Annotated in this window: 12 protein-coding genes, 1 riboswitch and 1 other annotated feature; of the genes, 5 read left to right on the top strand and 7 right to left on the bottom strand. The window is 36.0% G+C overall.

Annotated elements, in window-relative coordinates; all coding sequences use genetic code 11:
- Window positions 1-177 precede the first annotated feature (177 nt).
- Window positions 178-1,896 (top strand): acetate--CoA ligase, encoded by a 1,719-nt coding sequence (gene acsA / locus H0173_RS19785; protein ID WP_221848488.1) that lies wholly within the window; start codon window positions 178-180, stop codon window positions 1,894-1,896.
- A gap of 57 nt (window positions 1,897-1,953) precedes the next feature.
- Here the strand turns inward: acsA and H0173_RS19780 are convergent, their stop codons facing one another.
- Entirely contained in the window at window positions 1,954-4,875 is a 2,922-nt protein-coding gene (locus H0173_RS19780; RefSeq protein WP_221848487.1) for a transglycosylase domain-containing protein, read from the bottom strand.
- A gap of 204 nt (window positions 4,876-5,079) precedes the next feature.
- Window positions 5,080-5,306 (top strand) — a binding site (T-box leader).
- Between the two features lie 212 nt (window positions 5,307-5,518).
- Between H0173_RS19780 and tyrS the strand changes: the two genes are divergently transcribed.
- Window positions 5,519-6,775 (top strand): tyrosine--tRNA ligase, encoded by a 1,257-nt coding sequence (gene tyrS / locus H0173_RS19775; protein ID WP_221848486.1) that lies wholly within the window; start codon window positions 5,519-5,521, stop codon window positions 6,773-6,775.
- 80 nt (window positions 6,776-6,855) lie between these two features.
- On the opposite strand, the gene H0173_RS19770 is transcribed toward tyrS, so the two are convergent.
- The 6 genes from H0173_RS19770 to rpsD form a co-directional block, all read right to left on the bottom strand.
- A complete protein-coding gene (locus H0173_RS19770; protein WP_260631274.1) occupies window positions 6,856-8,547 on the bottom strand; it encodes a methyl-accepting chemotaxis protein in 1,692 nt (563 codons plus the stop codon).
- Between the two features lie 57 nt (window positions 8,548-8,604).
- A complete protein-coding gene (locus tag H0173_RS19765) occupies window positions 8,605-9,393 on the bottom strand; it encodes an EAL domain-containing protein (RefSeq protein ID WP_221848485.1) in 789 nt (262 codons plus the stop codon).
- Window positions 9,356-9,733, bottom strand: a complete 378-nt coding sequence (locus tag H0173_RS19760) for a hypothetical protein (protein WP_221848484.1) — start codon at window positions 9,731-9,733, stop codon at window positions 9,356-9,358. The genes H0173_RS19765 and H0173_RS19760 overlap by 38 nt, the downstream gene beginning before the upstream one ends.
- 153 nt (window positions 9,734-9,886) lie before the next feature.
- Window positions 9,887-9,989: riboswitch (cyclic di-GMP riboswitch) on the bottom strand.
- 162 nt (window positions 9,990-10,151) lie between these two features.
- Window positions 10,152-10,343 carry a hypothetical protein gene (locus H0173_RS19755; protein WP_221848483.1) on the bottom strand — a complete coding sequence of 64 codons (192 nt, stop codon included), beginning with the start codon at window positions 10,341-10,343 and terminating at the stop codon, window positions 10,152-10,154.
- A 24-nt stretch (window positions 10,344-10,367) separates the two neighbouring features.
- Complete coding sequence (locus H0173_RS19750; RefSeq protein WP_221848482.1) at window positions 10,368-11,258, bottom strand: helix-turn-helix domain-containing protein; 891 nt, start codon at window positions 11,256-11,258, stop codon at window positions 10,368-10,370.
- 135 nt (window positions 11,259-11,393) lie between these two features.
- On the bottom strand, window positions 11,394-11,996 hold the full coding sequence (gene rpsD, locus H0173_RS19745; RefSeq protein ID WP_221848481.1) for a 30S ribosomal protein S4: 603 nt from the start codon (window positions 11,994-11,996) through the stop codon (window positions 11,394-11,396).
- A gap of 337 nt (window positions 11,997-12,333) precedes the next feature.
- Here rpsD and H0173_RS19740 point away from each other — a divergent pair, with 337 nt between their 5' ends.
- The 3 genes from H0173_RS19740 (at window position 12,334) to megL (ending at window position 16,218) form a co-directional block, all read left to right on the top strand.
- On the top strand, window positions 12,334-12,930 hold the full coding sequence (locus H0173_RS19740) for a hypothetical protein (RefSeq protein ID WP_221848480.1): 597 nt from the start codon (window positions 12,334-12,336) through the stop codon (window positions 12,928-12,930).
- A gap of 86 nt (window positions 12,931-13,016) precedes the next feature.
- On the top strand, window positions 13,017-14,903 hold the full coding sequence (locus H0173_RS19735) for a sensor domain-containing diguanylate cyclase (protein WP_221848479.1): 1,887 nt from the start codon (window positions 13,017-13,019) through the stop codon (window positions 14,901-14,903).
- A 124-nt stretch (window positions 14,904-15,027) separates the two neighbouring features.
- A complete protein-coding gene (gene megL, locus H0173_RS19730; RefSeq protein WP_221848478.1) occupies window positions 15,028-16,218 on the top strand; it encodes a methionine gamma-lyase in 1,191 nt (396 codons plus the stop codon).
- Window positions 16,219-16,246: the final 28 nt, after the last annotated feature.

Below are 16,246 nucleotides of genomic sequence, written 5' to 3'. Positions count from 1 at the left end.
CATTTTATTGATAAATTATTTCAAATAAGATAATCAATATTTTAAAAATTGAGAAAAGAAAAAACTTATACTATAATAATAAAACAACTAATTCTTTTACAGTTCCTGTTCTGCATTTTAAAGGGAATCTTTTAACATGCTAAGGCATCTGTCATAATCAAAGGGGGATATTGATATATGAAAGTGGAAGCTTTGCCAGCAACTCAGGGAGATTATAATTTAAAAAATTACGAGAACACATACAAACAATTTGATTGGGCAGAGGGGGAGAAGGTTTTCTCCTGGTATGAAACAGGGCGGGTAAATATGGCTTATGAAGCAATCGACCGTCACGCCGAGTCCTTTCGAAAAAATAAAATAGCTCTTTATTTTCGTGAAGGCTTAAGAAATGAGAAGTATACGTTCAAGGAAATGAAGGAGCTTTCAAATAAAGCGGGCAATGTTTTGAAGACATATGGTGATGTTGAAAAAGGGGATAGAGTATTTATCTTTTTGCCGCGATCTCCAGAGCTATATTTTGCAGCTTTAGGAACAATTAAGCTTGGTGCTATTGTTGGCCCTCTATTTGAAGCATTCATGGAAGGAGCTGTTCGCGATCGCTTAGAGGATAGCGAAGCGAAAGTTCTTATTACAACACCTGAATTATTAAGCCGGGTTCCTGTAGATGAATTACCTGCTCTAAAAACTATTTTCCTAGTTGGCGAAGAAGTTAAAGAGGAAGGTCCTTACATTGATTTTAATAAAAGATTAGCCCAAGCAAGCAATAAACTTTCGATTGAATGGGTCGAGCGAACTGACGGATTAATTTTGCATTATACATCCGGATCGACAGGAAAGCCAAAGGGAGTTTTACATGTTCATAACGCAATGATTCAGCAGTATCATACAGCAAAATGGGTTCTTGATATGCAGGAAGAGGATGTGTTCTGGTGTACGGCAGATCCTGGCTGGGTGACAGGTACCTCATATGGCATGTTCGGACCATGGCTAACAGGAACATCTAACTTAATTGTTGGGGGAAGATTTAATCCTGAATCCTGGTATAAGATGATTGAAGAATATGGTGTAACGATTTGGTACAGTGCACCTACTGCATTTAGAATGCTTATGGGGGCTGGAGATGAACTCGTAAAGAATTTTGATTTAAGCAGTCTTCGTCATATTGTAAGTGTAGGAGAGCCATTGAATCCTGAAGTAGTAAAGTGGGGAATGAAGGTATTCCATTTACGATTTCATGATACATGGTGGATGACTGAAACAGGTGCCTTATTAATTTGTAATTACCCTTGTATGGAAATCAAACCTGGTTCAATGGGCAAGCCGGTTCCTGGGGTTATTGCTGCAATTGTAGATGATCAAGGGAATGAACTGCCTCCATATCGTATGGGGAATTTGGCTATTAAAAAAGGCTGGCCATCGATGATGCATGCAATTTGGAATAATAAGGAGAAATATGAATCCTATTTCATGCCTGGTGATTGGTATGTTTCAGGCGATTCAGCCTATATGGATGAAGACGGATACCTCTGGTTCCAGGGACGTGTTGATGATGTAATCATGACATCTGGCGAGAGAGTTGGCCCGTTTGAAGTAGAAAGCAAGCTTCTAGAACATCCTGCAGTAGCAGAAGCAGGTGTAATCGGAAAGCCAGATCCAGTACGTGGAGAAATTATTAAAGCCTTTATTGCATTAATTGATGGCAATGAACCGTCAGAAGAATTAAAAGAGGATATCCGTCAATTTGTTAAGAGAGGTCTTGCCGCACATGCTGCTCCAAGGGAAATTGAATTCCGTGATAAGCTTCCAAAGACAAGAAGCGGTAAGATTATGCGCCGTGTCTTAAAGGCTTGGGAGTTAAACCTTCCAACAGGCGATCTATCTACAATGGAGGACTAAAAAGAAAATGAAAAGAACCGTGCGATGAATGAACTGCACGGTTCTTTTTCATATCTGCTAAACCTCATCTGTTGGTGGGGGATCAGGATTTTCTCCGTTTCCGCCATCACCTTCTCCATCACCTGGATGATCTCCACCTGGTTTAGAATTTCCATCTCCATGCGGATTCTTTGGTTTTTCTTCCTTAGGAGGTTTGGCTGGATCATTAGGATCAGCATGTGAATCATCAGGTTTTCCAATTCGAATTATATTCGATGGAGCTGATTCTTTTCCTGCAATATCAACTGCCGTAATATAGAACTCGCCATTTGGTGCGCTAAATGCAAGTGAATCCCCAGCTGAAATGATTCCAGCTTTTATAACACTGTCCCCGGACTTTTGATATATTCTATAGCCGATTACATCTTTTTCCGGATGTAAATTCCATACAATCGTTGAATTAGATTGGCTAATGACTGGAGGGCTTGGAACCTTCCCATTCTCTTCTAATTTTGAATCAGCAACTAACAAGCCAGCCCATCTTTCTTTGCTAGGAATTAACTGTGATACGTCTTTAATTGAGATTCCATATTTGTCCTCAAAGATTTTAGGACTTATCACTACGCCAGTGTGCACAAATTCAGAAGGCGTACTTTCTAATGCTAAATAACGTTTTTCCCCAACAAGGACGTACTTTCCATCAGCAAAGCTATCGTCAGTCTGATTAGGAGCAAATTTTGCATTGTACCAATCGGTTACGACAAGTCCTGCCTTTGAGCAAGCATCTGAGGGGAGAAGTCCGGATGCTGCACAATAGGATCTGCGGACAATTCCACCAGGCATTTGGAATGGCTGGTTTGTTGCGACGAGATCTGGTGCTGCATTATAGGCAGCATTCATCAGTTCTGACCATAAATAGACGTTACGCGCACCATGGTGAAGTCCCTTATATCGAAGCTCAAGTGATTTTGGGGTATCGTATCCATTCCAGACTCCAAAACTGACTTTCGGGTTAATTCCTACAAACCATGAATCTTTTAAATCCTGTCCTGTTCCTGTTTTACCCGCCCAATCAGAATTAAACTTTAAACGGCCTTTTAATGAGCTGGCTGTTCCTTGATTAATGACATCTCTCATCATATCAATCGTTAAATAAGCTGTTTGAGGGCTAAACACGTCAACAGGCTTTACTTCATGCTGATAAATAATATTACCTGATTTATCTACAATTTTTTCAATCATGTAGGCGTCAATAAATTTTCCACCGTTGGCAAAAGTACCAAAAGCATTTGTATTTTCTTCAACGGTAACCCCATTGGTAATTCCACCTAGTGCCAATGAATTTGTTGTATAATCATTTTCAATCACAGACGTAAAGCCCATTTTTTCTAAATATTGAGCTGGACGCTGATCCATAATGGTCCGATATGTCAGCATCGCCGGGACATTATACGACATGGCAAGGGCGTGACGAGCTGAAACTAATCCGCTATATCGTTTGTCATAGTTTCTCGGGTATGGTACATCAGGACGATGTGGGTCAAGAAATACCTCTACATCGGGGATCACTGTACCTGGTGAAACCGCTCCCAGTTCTAGCGCAGGTGCATAAACGACTAACGGCTTCATCGTAGATCCGTTAGATCTCAATGTATCAGTTGCATGGTTCACTTGTTTTAAATTATAATCCCTTCCTCCAACAAAGGAGAGGATCTTTCCGGTGCTGTTGTCTATAAGAATAGCACCTACCTGAACAGGCTCAACGACTTCTTTCATTTCTCCGGTTTCAGAGTCTTTTACCATTTCAATCTTATCGCTGCCGTAATAGGCGAAGTTATCCTTAGCTACCTGCATGGCATCATAAATACCTTTATGGATGGTTGTATGAATTTGGTAGCCGTTTTGGCGAAGATTTCTGTCGGCCAAAATTTTATATTCATTTTCTAGCTCTTTATCGTGCTTTAAATCTTCTTCATCATATCCATCTTCTTTGGCAAGAATGCCAGCTAAAATTTCTTTAGCTCTTTTTTCGATTTCAAAAGTTAAATAGGGATACTTTTCTACTGTACTTTCTACACGAGGGATAAAATCCTTTGTAATATCATAGGCTAAAGCCTCTTCATATTGCTTTTGTGTCAGTTTCCCATCATCATACATTCTTTTTAAAACCGTTTTTAATCTTGTAAGCCCTGGCTCTAAGCCTTCCTTTGTTTTTAATTCTCCAGCTTGGGTGTACGGTGTATAGCCGAAAGGACTTTGGGGAAGTCCGGCAATAAAGGCAGCTTGCGGAATATTTAAATCCTTTGCATCTACGCCAAAGATTCCTTTTGCGGCTGACTGTACGCCTGCAATATTCCTTCCAGAGGAATTTCTTCCTAAGGTAGAGACATTTAAGTAAGCTTCTAAAATTTCCTTCTTATCAAAAAACTTTTCTAAGCGAAGGGCTAGAAGAATTTCTTTCGCTTTTCGTTCGAAGGAAACCTCGTTTGTTAATAATTGATTTTTTATCAGCTGCTGAGTAAGAGTACTTCCGCCTGATTGGACAGAAGAATTAGTTACTTCTTGAAAGATGGCACGCATGATTGCTTTAGGAACAACCCCGTCATGCTCATAAAAATACTCATCTTCCGTAGCGACGATCGCATCAATTAAATGTTGGGATACATTTTCAAGCTTAACCTCTTCACGATCCAAATCTGTTCGAAGCTTTCCGAGATAAACATTGTCCGCAAAATAGAGGTCTGATGTTTCTTCGTAGTTATAAATATCTTTTTTCATTTTTTCATATGGACGGATTTTCTCGTTTTTCACTAGTGAAGCAAAGTAACCTGCACCAGCACCGCCTGCAAAAGAACCAGCAATAACAATAATAATGATAAATAATAAAATTAAATTCCAGATGACTTGAAAAGAGATGCTAGCACCTTTTGCCGCTTTTTTATTTGCTAAAAAACTAAATCGCGATTTCATTTTATCTTTCGAGTTTGGATTTTCTTTCATTCATATCATTCCCCCTAAAATCACATACATTATAGCATAAAGAGAGTATCCATTATGACAAGCTTCGCTATTTTTCTAAATTTTCCTTTTTTCTTGAAAATGAAATTTGACATTTTTAATTTCATATGTTAAAAATGCTATATTATGAAAAAAGCACAACGTCTCTTTCAGTCTAAAGTGCTTGCAAGATTACTTAATAATTCTATACGTGCCTTGACGGGAATAAGTAGTGCTTCTATCTCTGTTTCAGAAAGCCGGCGGTTGCTGTGAGCCGGTACAAGTAGAAGGATGAATTACCTCCCTGAGCATTCACTGTCAACCTGTTTTTTCAGTTATAGCAGTGAACGGATGATCCGTTATCAATATAAAGTGGAGGACTATTATTGTCCTCAATTTGGGTGGTACCGCGCAAATAAATATGCGTCCCTGCAGATCAGCAGGGGCGTTTTTTTTATTTGTCTGGCTCCAGCGACTACCCCCTCGAGGTCACAAGTCAATCCTCCCAAAAAGGTAAAAAACACCTTTCCGTGAGGCTAGACTTGTGCTTGTCGGGGGTGAGCAAGTCGCTTGCGCTTTTCTAATTTGATAATAGATGACATCTAATGTATTTAACAAATTTATTTTTAAAAGGGAGGAAAAAGGTATGAATTTACTTGAAGATTTACAGTGGAGAGGGATTGTTTACCAGCAAACAGATGAAGAGGGGTTAAAGGAAACGCTAGAAAAAGAAAAAATTTCTTTATACTGTGGAATGGATCCAACAGGAGATAGTATGCACATTGGACATTTGCTGCCATTCTTAACATTGAAGAGATTTCAGAACGCTGGGCATCGCCCAATCGTTCTTGTTGGCGGAGCTACTGGATTGATTGGCGATCCAAAAATGACAGAAGAGAGAACACTGCAAACAATTGAAACAGTTCAGCACAATGTTGATTGTTTATCGAAGCAGTTAAAAAATATATTTGATTTTGAAGGTGAAAATGGAGCAAAAATGGTGAATAACTATGACTGGACTGAGCCATTAAATATTATTACCTTCTTAAGAGATTACGGGAAACATATCGGTATTAATTATATGCTTGCTAAAGATACGATTGCTTCACGATTAGAAACAGGCATTTCTTTCACAGAGTTTACTTACACCATCTTACAAGGGATGGATTTCAAACACTTATATGAAAACTACCAATGTAAATTGCAAATCGGCGGAAGCGACCAATGGGGTAATATTACTACAGGTCTTGAGCTAATTCGAAAAATGACTGGAGAAGGCGCAAAAGCATATGGTCTTACGATTCCACTCGTAACAAAGGCAGATGGAACTAAATTTGGTAAAACAGAAAGCGGCGCAGTTTGGCTAGATCCAGAAAAAACTTCTCCATACGAGTTCTATCAATTCTGGATTAATGCTGCTGATGCAGATGTTGTAAAATACTTAAAGTACTTTACATTCCTATCTAAAGAGGAAATTGAGGCTTTAGAACAATCTGTTCAGGAAGAGCCGCACCTGCGCAAAGCTCAAAAAGCTTTAGCAGAAGAAATGACCCGTTTAATTCACGGGCAAGCTGCACTAGATCAAGCTATAAAAATTTCAGAGGCATTATTTAGCGGAGATGTAAGCAATCTTTCAGGTGCAGAAATTAGACAAGGCTTTAAAGATGTTCCATCATACGAGCATTCAACAGGTGAGGAAATTGGTCTTGTTGATTTACTTGTCGCTGCAAAAATTTCTCCATCAAAGCGTCAAGCAAGAGAAGATGTAGCAAATGGAGCTGTTTCGATTAATGGAGAAAGAGTAATCGAAACAGATTACGTTTTAACAGCTAAAGACCGTATTGAGAATGAATTTACCATCATTCGCCGCGGTAAAAAGAAATATCATTTAATCAAGTACTAAGATGGAGTCTACTTCTTAGAATAATCACGATATAACAAAACCCCTAGAAATTTTTTTCTAGGGGTTTCTGTTGATTTTACCTACAATTTAAATTGAAGAACAAGTTCATTTAGTTTTTCAGCTTGTTTTGCAAGTTCGTCTGAACTGTTGGCTACTTCATCCATTGAAGAGCTGATCTGCTGAGATGAAGCAGAAGTCTGTTCGACACCTGCAGCAGATTCTTCAGAAATCGCTGCAATTTCTGAAATAGATTCACTCATGATTTTGCTGTTAGAGGAAATATTGGATAGATTATTTGTAACAGTCTGAATACTGTTTGTCATTTCTTTAATCGCAGTATTAATTACTTCGAATGTGGTGCTAGTTGTTTGGATTTGATTAGTTCCTTGGATAACTTCAGAATATCCTGATTGTAGAGATTCGGTTACAATTGTTGATTCTTCTTGAATGCCGGAAACGATATTTGTAATATCTGAAACCGATGCAGAAACCTGTTCAGCCAATTTTTTTACTTCGTTTGCAACAACAGCAAACCCTTTGCCATGTTCACCTGCTCTTGCTGATTCAATTGCCGCATTTAAAGCTAATAAATTGGTTTGGTCAGCAATGTCTTTAATAACTGATACTAATTTTGAAATTTCTTGAGATTTTGTATCAAGATTATTCACCTTTTGAACTGCTTCCTGAATAATCTGATCAATTTTCGTCATTTGATTAAAGGAAGATTCCATAAGCTTACTGCCTTCATCAGTCATTGATAAGACTTCATTTGAAGCTTGAAGAATCTTGTCCCCATTTGAATTGGCCTCATGAACGGTGGTTGAGAAAGAGCCCATGATGGCGGCAAGGCTGCTTGCACTTGTAGCTTGCGTTTCTGAACCTGTTGCTAATTCTTGCATTGTCGTTGCTATTTGCTGGGAGCCAGCGTTTACTTCATTTGCAGATTGTGTTAATTCCTCGCTCTGTCCTGCAATTGAATCTGAAACGATATTAATTTCATATAATAATTGACGAACATTGCTATTCATTTCATTTGTTGCCATGACTAGCTGGCCAACCTCGTCTCGAGATTTATTAGCTAATGGCTCTTGACTTAAATCACCTGAAGCTATCTGCTTCATTCTAGCCATTACTCTAATAATCGGTCTTGATATTATAACAGCGCTAACAAGTGCTACAGATATACTGACGACAATTACTAAAAGGATTACAATGGTTATTGTTATCGAAGTTCTTTGTCCGTTAGCGATAATTTGTTTTCCTTTTCCTTGAATAGTTTCTTGGCTATCGCTAGCTAACTTTTCATACCCAGCCATTAGTTCCCTTACGGTCGAATCTGTTTTCCCTAAATTATCACGTGCTAAATCAGCGTTTCCTTTGTCATACTCCTCAAACACTTCTTTAGCTACATATTGTCTCCACTCTACAGTTTTTTTAATTAGGTTTTCAAATTCCGGAGTTGCGCCAATCTCTCTGATTATTGCTTCACTATATTTGCCCTGTTCAGTATAGCTGTTAAATCGGTCTTTATAATCCCCGCCATATAAAACATAAGCTCTTGCTGTTGCTATTCGATTGGCCATTGTGTTTGACATCTGCTGATTGGCAATTAATAATTGCAGCTCTTTGTTTACTATTTGTTCTGTTTCTTTGTTAGTTTTATTGATTTCATATAAGGTGAAACTACCTAATAATAGGACAAGGATAATAACAAGTGAAAAACCAAATAATATTTTGGTTTTTATACTTTTGAAATTTATTAATCTACCCAACGTTACTACCAGCTTTCTAATTTAATTTAAATTTTTTAGTCAAAAAAAAGGGCATCTCTATAGACGCTTTGGTTTGGAAATATAATACCCTTGAAGAAGTGGCACACCTAATTGTTTAGCTGTTACTAAATCCTCTTTTGTTTCAATGCCCTCTAACACTAATTTAATGTTCGTATTTGTATATTCTAAAAAGAGGGAAATTAAAGTCTGTTTTTCGATTGAAACAGATAACCCCTTTGAATTTGTATGATCAAGCTTTATGAAATCCGGTGAAATGAATTCAATCATTTTAAAAGAGTCTTTTATAACTGGCAAATCATCGAAAGCAATTTGAAATCCTTTTGATTTTAAAAAGGAAAGACGTTTTATAAAGGACGCTTGTTTCCAGTAGTTATTTTGAATGGCTTCCTCATTAACTTCAAAAACAATTCGCCCCTCTATGTATGAAAAATGACGAAGAAGCTTGTGAATAAAGTGATCAAAATCTTGATGAATGATCGTAGAAGGGAAAATATTAATAAATAATAAATGAGATTTAAAATATGAGTCAGGATACTCCTTGATTGCATTCATAATGCAATAAGTATCCAATTCATATAAAATCCCATTCATTCTAGCTTTTTCAATAACGGCAAGAGGATTCATTCGTGGTGTAGTTCTAAGTAAAGCTTCATGAGCAAATACAGTTTCGTTGCTGCTATCAATAAGCGGCTGATATTCACTGTACAATAATTGGTCGTTGATTACTTTTAGTTTTGTCGGACTAATTTTACACCCTTCTCCCTCAAAGATAGTAGAAAACCATTCATTAATTAGTTGGTAATTTCGCAATGACACCCATACCATCTAATATGACTCTTGCGTCTTTGTTTAAATATTGAATAACATCTGATCTTAAAAGTAATTTGGCTTTATCTTTAATGATTAATTTCAAGCCTCTTACATCAAAATTAGTTGCATATGTATTAATAGCAATCAGTGTAGCCATTTCCTGTCTTGTAATTGCTTCATGGCCGGATTCATGTCTGTCGGTAAGAAATTTAAGCAGTTCTCTTGCGTTGCTTTTTAAGGCAATCCTATGTTTATTTAATACTTCTAGATTCTCCTCAATTAGTTTTCGCGCCGTTACAAAATCTAATTGCTCCATATATTTGTTAATATCAACTATCACATCTTCAACCTTCATTTTAAACCGCCTTTTTTTAAAAAAAATTCTCTATTGTACGTTTATATTGTTTTCCATAGCATTTATATGCTTATGAAAATTTGATTAAAAAGTAAAAAAAGACCATTCTATGAAAATAGAATAGCCAAAGTTCCATTTAAAAATAATCAAAAGTTTGGTAACCAGGCTATCATAGTTATAGGTATTATTTCTTAACCTAAACTTTAGACCCTAGGCTTTGCGTCCTATTCTTTCGAATAGTTTGCCTTTGTCACATATCTAATTTTAGGACTAAATTACTTTATACAGGTTATGATAAAGCAATTTAACTTAAAATTCAACATAATTCAACAAAAATCCACAAATTATGTAAATTTCGACAAAAAACCCCTAAAGCTTTTTATAACAGCGCTTTAGGGGTTATTGTTCATTTCTTTGATTAGGATAAATCATCATGTAATTCAATACTGTGAATAGAAGGGAGGTCTGCTAATTCAAATGATGGCGTTTGAGGCATTTCTTCAATGCTGTGGATTGATGGCAAATCAGCTACTTCTTGTGAGTATGTACTTATACTGGCTAGTCCAAAAATTCCTAATAATAAAGTGATAAGAACGAAAAGCTTTTTCATTTCTAATTACCTCCATTATTAAAATTAATTACTATCAGCTAAGAGTTTTCTATATTCAGTTTTTACTAGCTGAGCAAACTTACTATTTCCTTGAATATTAAAAATAGTAATTGCCTTTTCCATATATTCGTTTCCTTTTTCTAATTCCCCCAATCTTATATAGTTTTCCCCAGCCTGATAGTGGAAATCAGCAAATTGATAATTTAAATCTTTTGAAATGCATATTTGAATTCCTTCTAAGCAATAGCGGAGGGATTCATGGTATCTGCCAACCTTTGTTAATAACTGTGCATATGAGTAGAACACTTTTATTTCGATTTTTGGATCATGTTTATAAGGTATTGCACTTAAATGATTAATAGCTTCTGAAAATAAAGAGAGAGCAGTGTCAAAGTTCTGTGCATCTTTTTCAATGATGGCAATGCTTGACAGTATATCAATCTCTCTTTCTGTTAAGTTGGTGAAGTTAGTATTCGTGAGTTTAATTGCTTTTTCCAATAGCTGGATAGCTAACTCCTTATTATTTTCTATGTAATAGACACAAATTCCTTCATGCCATAATAAATATTGCTGATTAGGTGTTTTGTGAAAAAGCGGATTGGCTTTTTCTTTTTGGATGATTTCATAAATTGCTCGATAATCCCGCTTTTTCTTGTAATCATTAATTAAATTAGAAACCGTTACTGAGTAATTGAAACGGCTGCTCGTTGTAAAGTCGAATAAATAGTTTACGTCTACATTTAGTTTATCTGCTAGCTTTGAAAACTGCTCTAAGGTTGGGTATTTATGATCTTTTTCGAAGAGTTCTATATCTTCTGCAGAACAAATACCATCTGCCAGCTCTTCAATCTTTAGTTTTTTATATGTTCTTAAAGAATGCAGAACTTCACCAAAATTTAAATTTTCGATTTTCATTTGGATGGCCCCTTTTTTCTCCTTTTGTTAATTATAGTTTATTTTTCCAATTTATTAAACAAATAATGCTTAATAGATTAAATTGAAAAAAATAAAAAGCCCCAGAGCGTAATAACACTCAAGGGCCTTTATTAATTAACGAGAGTAGAACTCAACGATTAGAGATTCGTTAATTTCAGCTGGAAGTTCAGAACGCTCTGGTAAGCGAGTGAAAGTTCCTTCTAATTTGTCAGCATCGAAAGTTACGAAATCAGGGATGAAATTGTTAACTTCGATTGCTTCTTTAATGATGTCAAGGTTGCGAGATTTTTCGCGAACGCTGATTGTTTGACCAGAAGAAACGCGGTATGATGGAATATCAACACGCTTGCCATCTACTAAGAAATGACCGTGGTTAACAAGTTGGCGTGCTTGACGGCGAGTACGAGCTAAGCCTAAACGATAAACAACGTTATCAAGACGTGATTCTAAAAGAATCATGAAGTTTTCACCGTGTTTACCAGCCATTTTACCAGCTTTATCGAATAGGTTACGGAATTGACGCTCATTCACTCCATACATATGACGAAGCTTTTGTTTTTCTTGTAATTGTAAACCGTATTCAGATAATTTCTTACGTTGGTTTGGACCATGTTGTCCAGGAGCGTAAGGACGCTTTTCTAATTCTTTACCTGTACCGCTTAGAGAAATTCCAAGACGACGAGATAATTTCCAGCTTGGACCAGTATAACGAGCCATTTAAGACTCCTCCTTTAATGTTTTTATTTTGGTAAAATAAAAACAGATGTGCTAGAATTATGGTCATTTTGTTTTCATGTACCTTCGCCCTAGCAGCTGAGGGTTACACAGTACCCCATCATCAGAAAGCTTAAAAGCTAATTGAGGAACAAAATGAATACATAAAATAGATCACATAGGCTGCAATATTTTACACAAAGAATATTATATTATTTATGAATAAGAAAAGTCAAGGATTAATTAAGGAAAGAGAAAAGATAAGCGCTCATTTTTTACTATTACCTTCATATAGATATGATATAATAGATATAGCAAATAAGACTTAAGAGTGATTTTTGTGAATGAAACAAAAAAAGAGAAGAGTATCAGACTTATTTTAATAGTTTTTTTTATTCTAGTAACTATGTTTGCCTTTATTATACGAAATCATAATCAGCCGGTAAAGTCATATAAATATCAGCCGATAGCCTTAGTTATAAAGCAAAGTGCAGATGGAACAGATGATCCGGTTGTAGCTTTATATGAATTTAAAAACAGTGAACATGTATTGGCGTTCTTTAAAGTAGAAAGAAATAACAACTATAAATTTAAAACCTTGCATGCTATAAAGCTAAAGGGTGCTCCTGATCAGCTCCTGCCAGACAGGGGTGAAAAGGGTGTATGGGTTCATTTGGGAAATAAGTGGCAATATTTCTCTGAAAGGTTAGAAATAAAAAGCAGAGATACGCAATTCAAGAAGTCTAAAAGCCCATATGAAGCCACTTTTAAAATTATCGAAGAAGCTTCAAAAGTATTGATTAATAATAATCATACTATATCACTGAAAAATAGTTCTAACCCGCCAACAGGAATATATTCTCTTTCAAAAGATGATTCATTGTGGTTAATTATTACTAAGAAGAATGTTGGTATTGGTCTAGTTGAAACGAAATAGACAAAAAAGATGTGATAAATTTCCTATATTTACATATATAATGGATATGTTAAAGGAATTGGAAATGGAAATAGGTGATAATGATTATGGAACAAAATGAGCATGAAAAGTTATTGAGATTGAAAAGTGATTTTTTAGATATCATTGATATAGAAAATGGCTTTTTAGTGTATGAAGTTCTACTAAAAAATATGCTCATTGCCATTAAAACGATCATGCATGCTAAAGAAGCAACACTTTTTACCTTTAGTAACGTAAATAATCAGCTGTTAATTGAAGCTTCAACGGATGAAAATATTATAAATGAAAAATATCTGAATATTCTTAAGGGAAAGTTTGAAAATAATGCAGAACAAAGCTTTTATTATGAAAAGTTACCTGGATTTGAGGAAGTTGATTTAATTCTGCCTCTAATAAAAAAAGGTTCTTTGCAAAGTATTATTGCATTAAAAGACATAGAGGATGAGCAACTGCCATTTTCAGTTTCCTTACTCGAAGCGGTTAGCTATTACACTGCTAGATTCCTAAATAATGTACGAGCCTTAGTGAAAACTGTATCAGAAGAAAAACGGTACAAGCAGTTATTTCGAGTAACAGAAAAATTTCATTCTACTATGAACATGGATGATGTTCTGGGGGAGATTATTTATTCACTTCAGGAAGTTTATCCAACATTCACCTATTACCTCCTTTTATCACATGACAATAACAGTTTAAAAGATTTGCCTATTAAGGATTTAGAATATAATAGTGATAATATTGCTGCTATGCAAGCATACGTGACAGGCAATATTCAATTTGAAGACTCAATTCATAATAAAAGGTCTGTCTTGTATGCACCTTTGAAGGGAAAACAAGGAGTATACGGAGTGCTCCAGGTTATTGCTTCTAATACAATTGTTTTTCCGGATAGTGAGGTTGAGTTTATTACACTATTAGCCAATACGGCTGGCAGTGCACTAGAGAATGCTCAGCTTTATCAGCAATCGAAACGATTAATTACAGATTTGAAATTAATTAATGAAACTTCTCATCGATTAAATTCAAATTTACGATTAACAGAAACGATGGCATATATGACAGATCAGATTACAAGCTCATTTAGAGCTGAAGAAGTAGGATTTATCTTATATGCTAATAAAAATAAGCCAGTAGAAGTATTAAATGGAAGTACAGAATTTTTTCATACTTTGGATGCGGAAATCTATATCCAATATATAAAAGATAGAATAGATTCTGAAATAGAGTCCCTTTTTATTGGAGATTTTCAATTACCTAGTAAATCAGATGTTAAACAATTTAAATCTATAATGGCAGTACCGATGACTCAATCCGGAGTTCTGAAGGGCTTTGTTCTTGTCATGAGCGAACCGACATACCACTTTTCATTTGAAACGTTTAAACTTTTACAATCGTTAATTCATCATTCTACTTTAGCCATTACAAATTCTATGCTTAGAGAAGAATTAGAAAAAATGGTTATTACAGATCATTTAACCAAGCTATATTCCAGAAATTATTTGGATGAAAAGATATATCAATCGATGAATGAGGACCATGAAGGAACTTTTATTATGATTGATATTGATAATTTTAAATCCATTAATGATACTTTTGGACACCAAATTGGGGATGAAATCATCATCCAAGTAGCCGGATTGATCAATTCCAATATTAGAGGCACTGATATAGGTGCAAGATGGGGCGGAGAAGAACTGGCTATTTATTTGCCGGGTGTTTCATTAATTGCTGGTGTTGTCATAGCTGAAAGGCTTGTAGCAAAAGTACAGGAATGTTCTGAGCCGCGGGTAACAATTTCCTGTGGAGTATCTCATTGGAATAGGGGCCAGCAGGATACTTATGCGGCATTATTTAAACGAGCAGATAAAGCGTTATATGTAGCGAAACAGACAGGAAAAAATAAAGTTATCGTTCAAGAAAGTGATATCGTTATAGAAAAGACCACGCCTTAATTTATTAGGCAGGGTCTTTTTCTTTATGAAATAAAGCTTTCAAAATATGGGTATTTAGCATATCCTGTAAGTAGATATTTTTTAAAAATTATTATTGAAAGCGTTTACAAAGAGGGGGAGAAACGTGGAAAAGGGGAAATTCGTGAATTTTGAAACTAAAGTAATCCATGAAGGATATGATGCAATGAAACATTACGGTAGTTTGGCACCGCCGATCTTTCAAACCTCTACTTTCACTTTTGAAACGGCCCAGCAAGGGGAAAGGCGATTCTCTGGAGAGGAAGAGGGCTATATTTATTCAAGACTTGGAAACCCGACAGTAAAAATGCTGGAAGACAGAATGGCTGCTTTAGAAAATGGAGAGGCAGCGCTTGCATTCGGTTCAGGGATGGCTGCTGTTTCTGCTGTATTGCTTGCATTAACTAAAGCAGGTGATCATATTCTGTGCTCACAGGGTGTATATGGCTGTACATTTGGTTTATTGCAGATGATGGATGAAAAATATAATATTTTACATGATTTTTCCCCAATGCAAACAAAAAAACAGCTTCTTGAGGCCATTTTGCCGGAAACTGCTTGTATTTATGTGGAAACACCAATCAATCCAACAATGAAGCTTGTTGACTTACAAATGGTTGCTGAGGTTGGAAAGGAAAAAGGAATCCCGGTTGTTGTTGACAATACCTTCTGCTCGCCTTATTTGCAAAATCCGCTCTCCCTTGGCTGTGATATCGTTATTCATAGTGCGACTAAATATATTTGTGGTCATGGAGATGTTATTGCTGGTCTAGTAATAGGAACTAAAGAATTCATTGGGGAAGTAGCTATGACAACTCAAAAGGATATTGGCGGCATCATCTCGCCATTTGACGCATGGCTGCTGTTGAGAGGTCTAAAGTCACTCCCGGTAAGAATGGATCGTCATTGTGAGAATACAAGAAAATTAGCCGACTATTTAATTACCCATCCAAAGGTAAACTATATTTATTATCCAGGTCATGAACAAGATTCTGAATATGAAATTGCCCAGAAGCAAATGAGAAAGCCTGGAGGGATGATCTCCTTTAGCTTAAAGGGGAATAAAGAAACAGCTCAAGCATTTATGAATGAATTAAAGCTAATAAAAATTGCTGTCAGCCTAGGTGATGCTGAAACATTAATTCAGCATCCAGCGACTATGACACATGCTGTCGTACCTAAGGATGCAAGAGAAAAAATGGGGATTGATGATACACTTTTAAGACTTTCTGTCGGACTTGAATCATGGGAAGATATCCGGGATGACATAGAGCAGGCATTAAATAAAGTAGACTAATAGTAAAAAACGCGATGTGAAAAAGACA

Origin of the sequence: Bacillus sp. S/N-304-OC-R1 (assembly GCF_019749375.1) — a bacterium.
Taxonomy (GTDB): domain Bacteria; phylum Bacillota; class Bacilli; order Bacillales; family Cytobacillaceae; genus Cytobacillus.
Note: the sequence above shows the minus strand (reverse complement) of the source record. Positions and strands in the feature narration are given on the sequence as shown.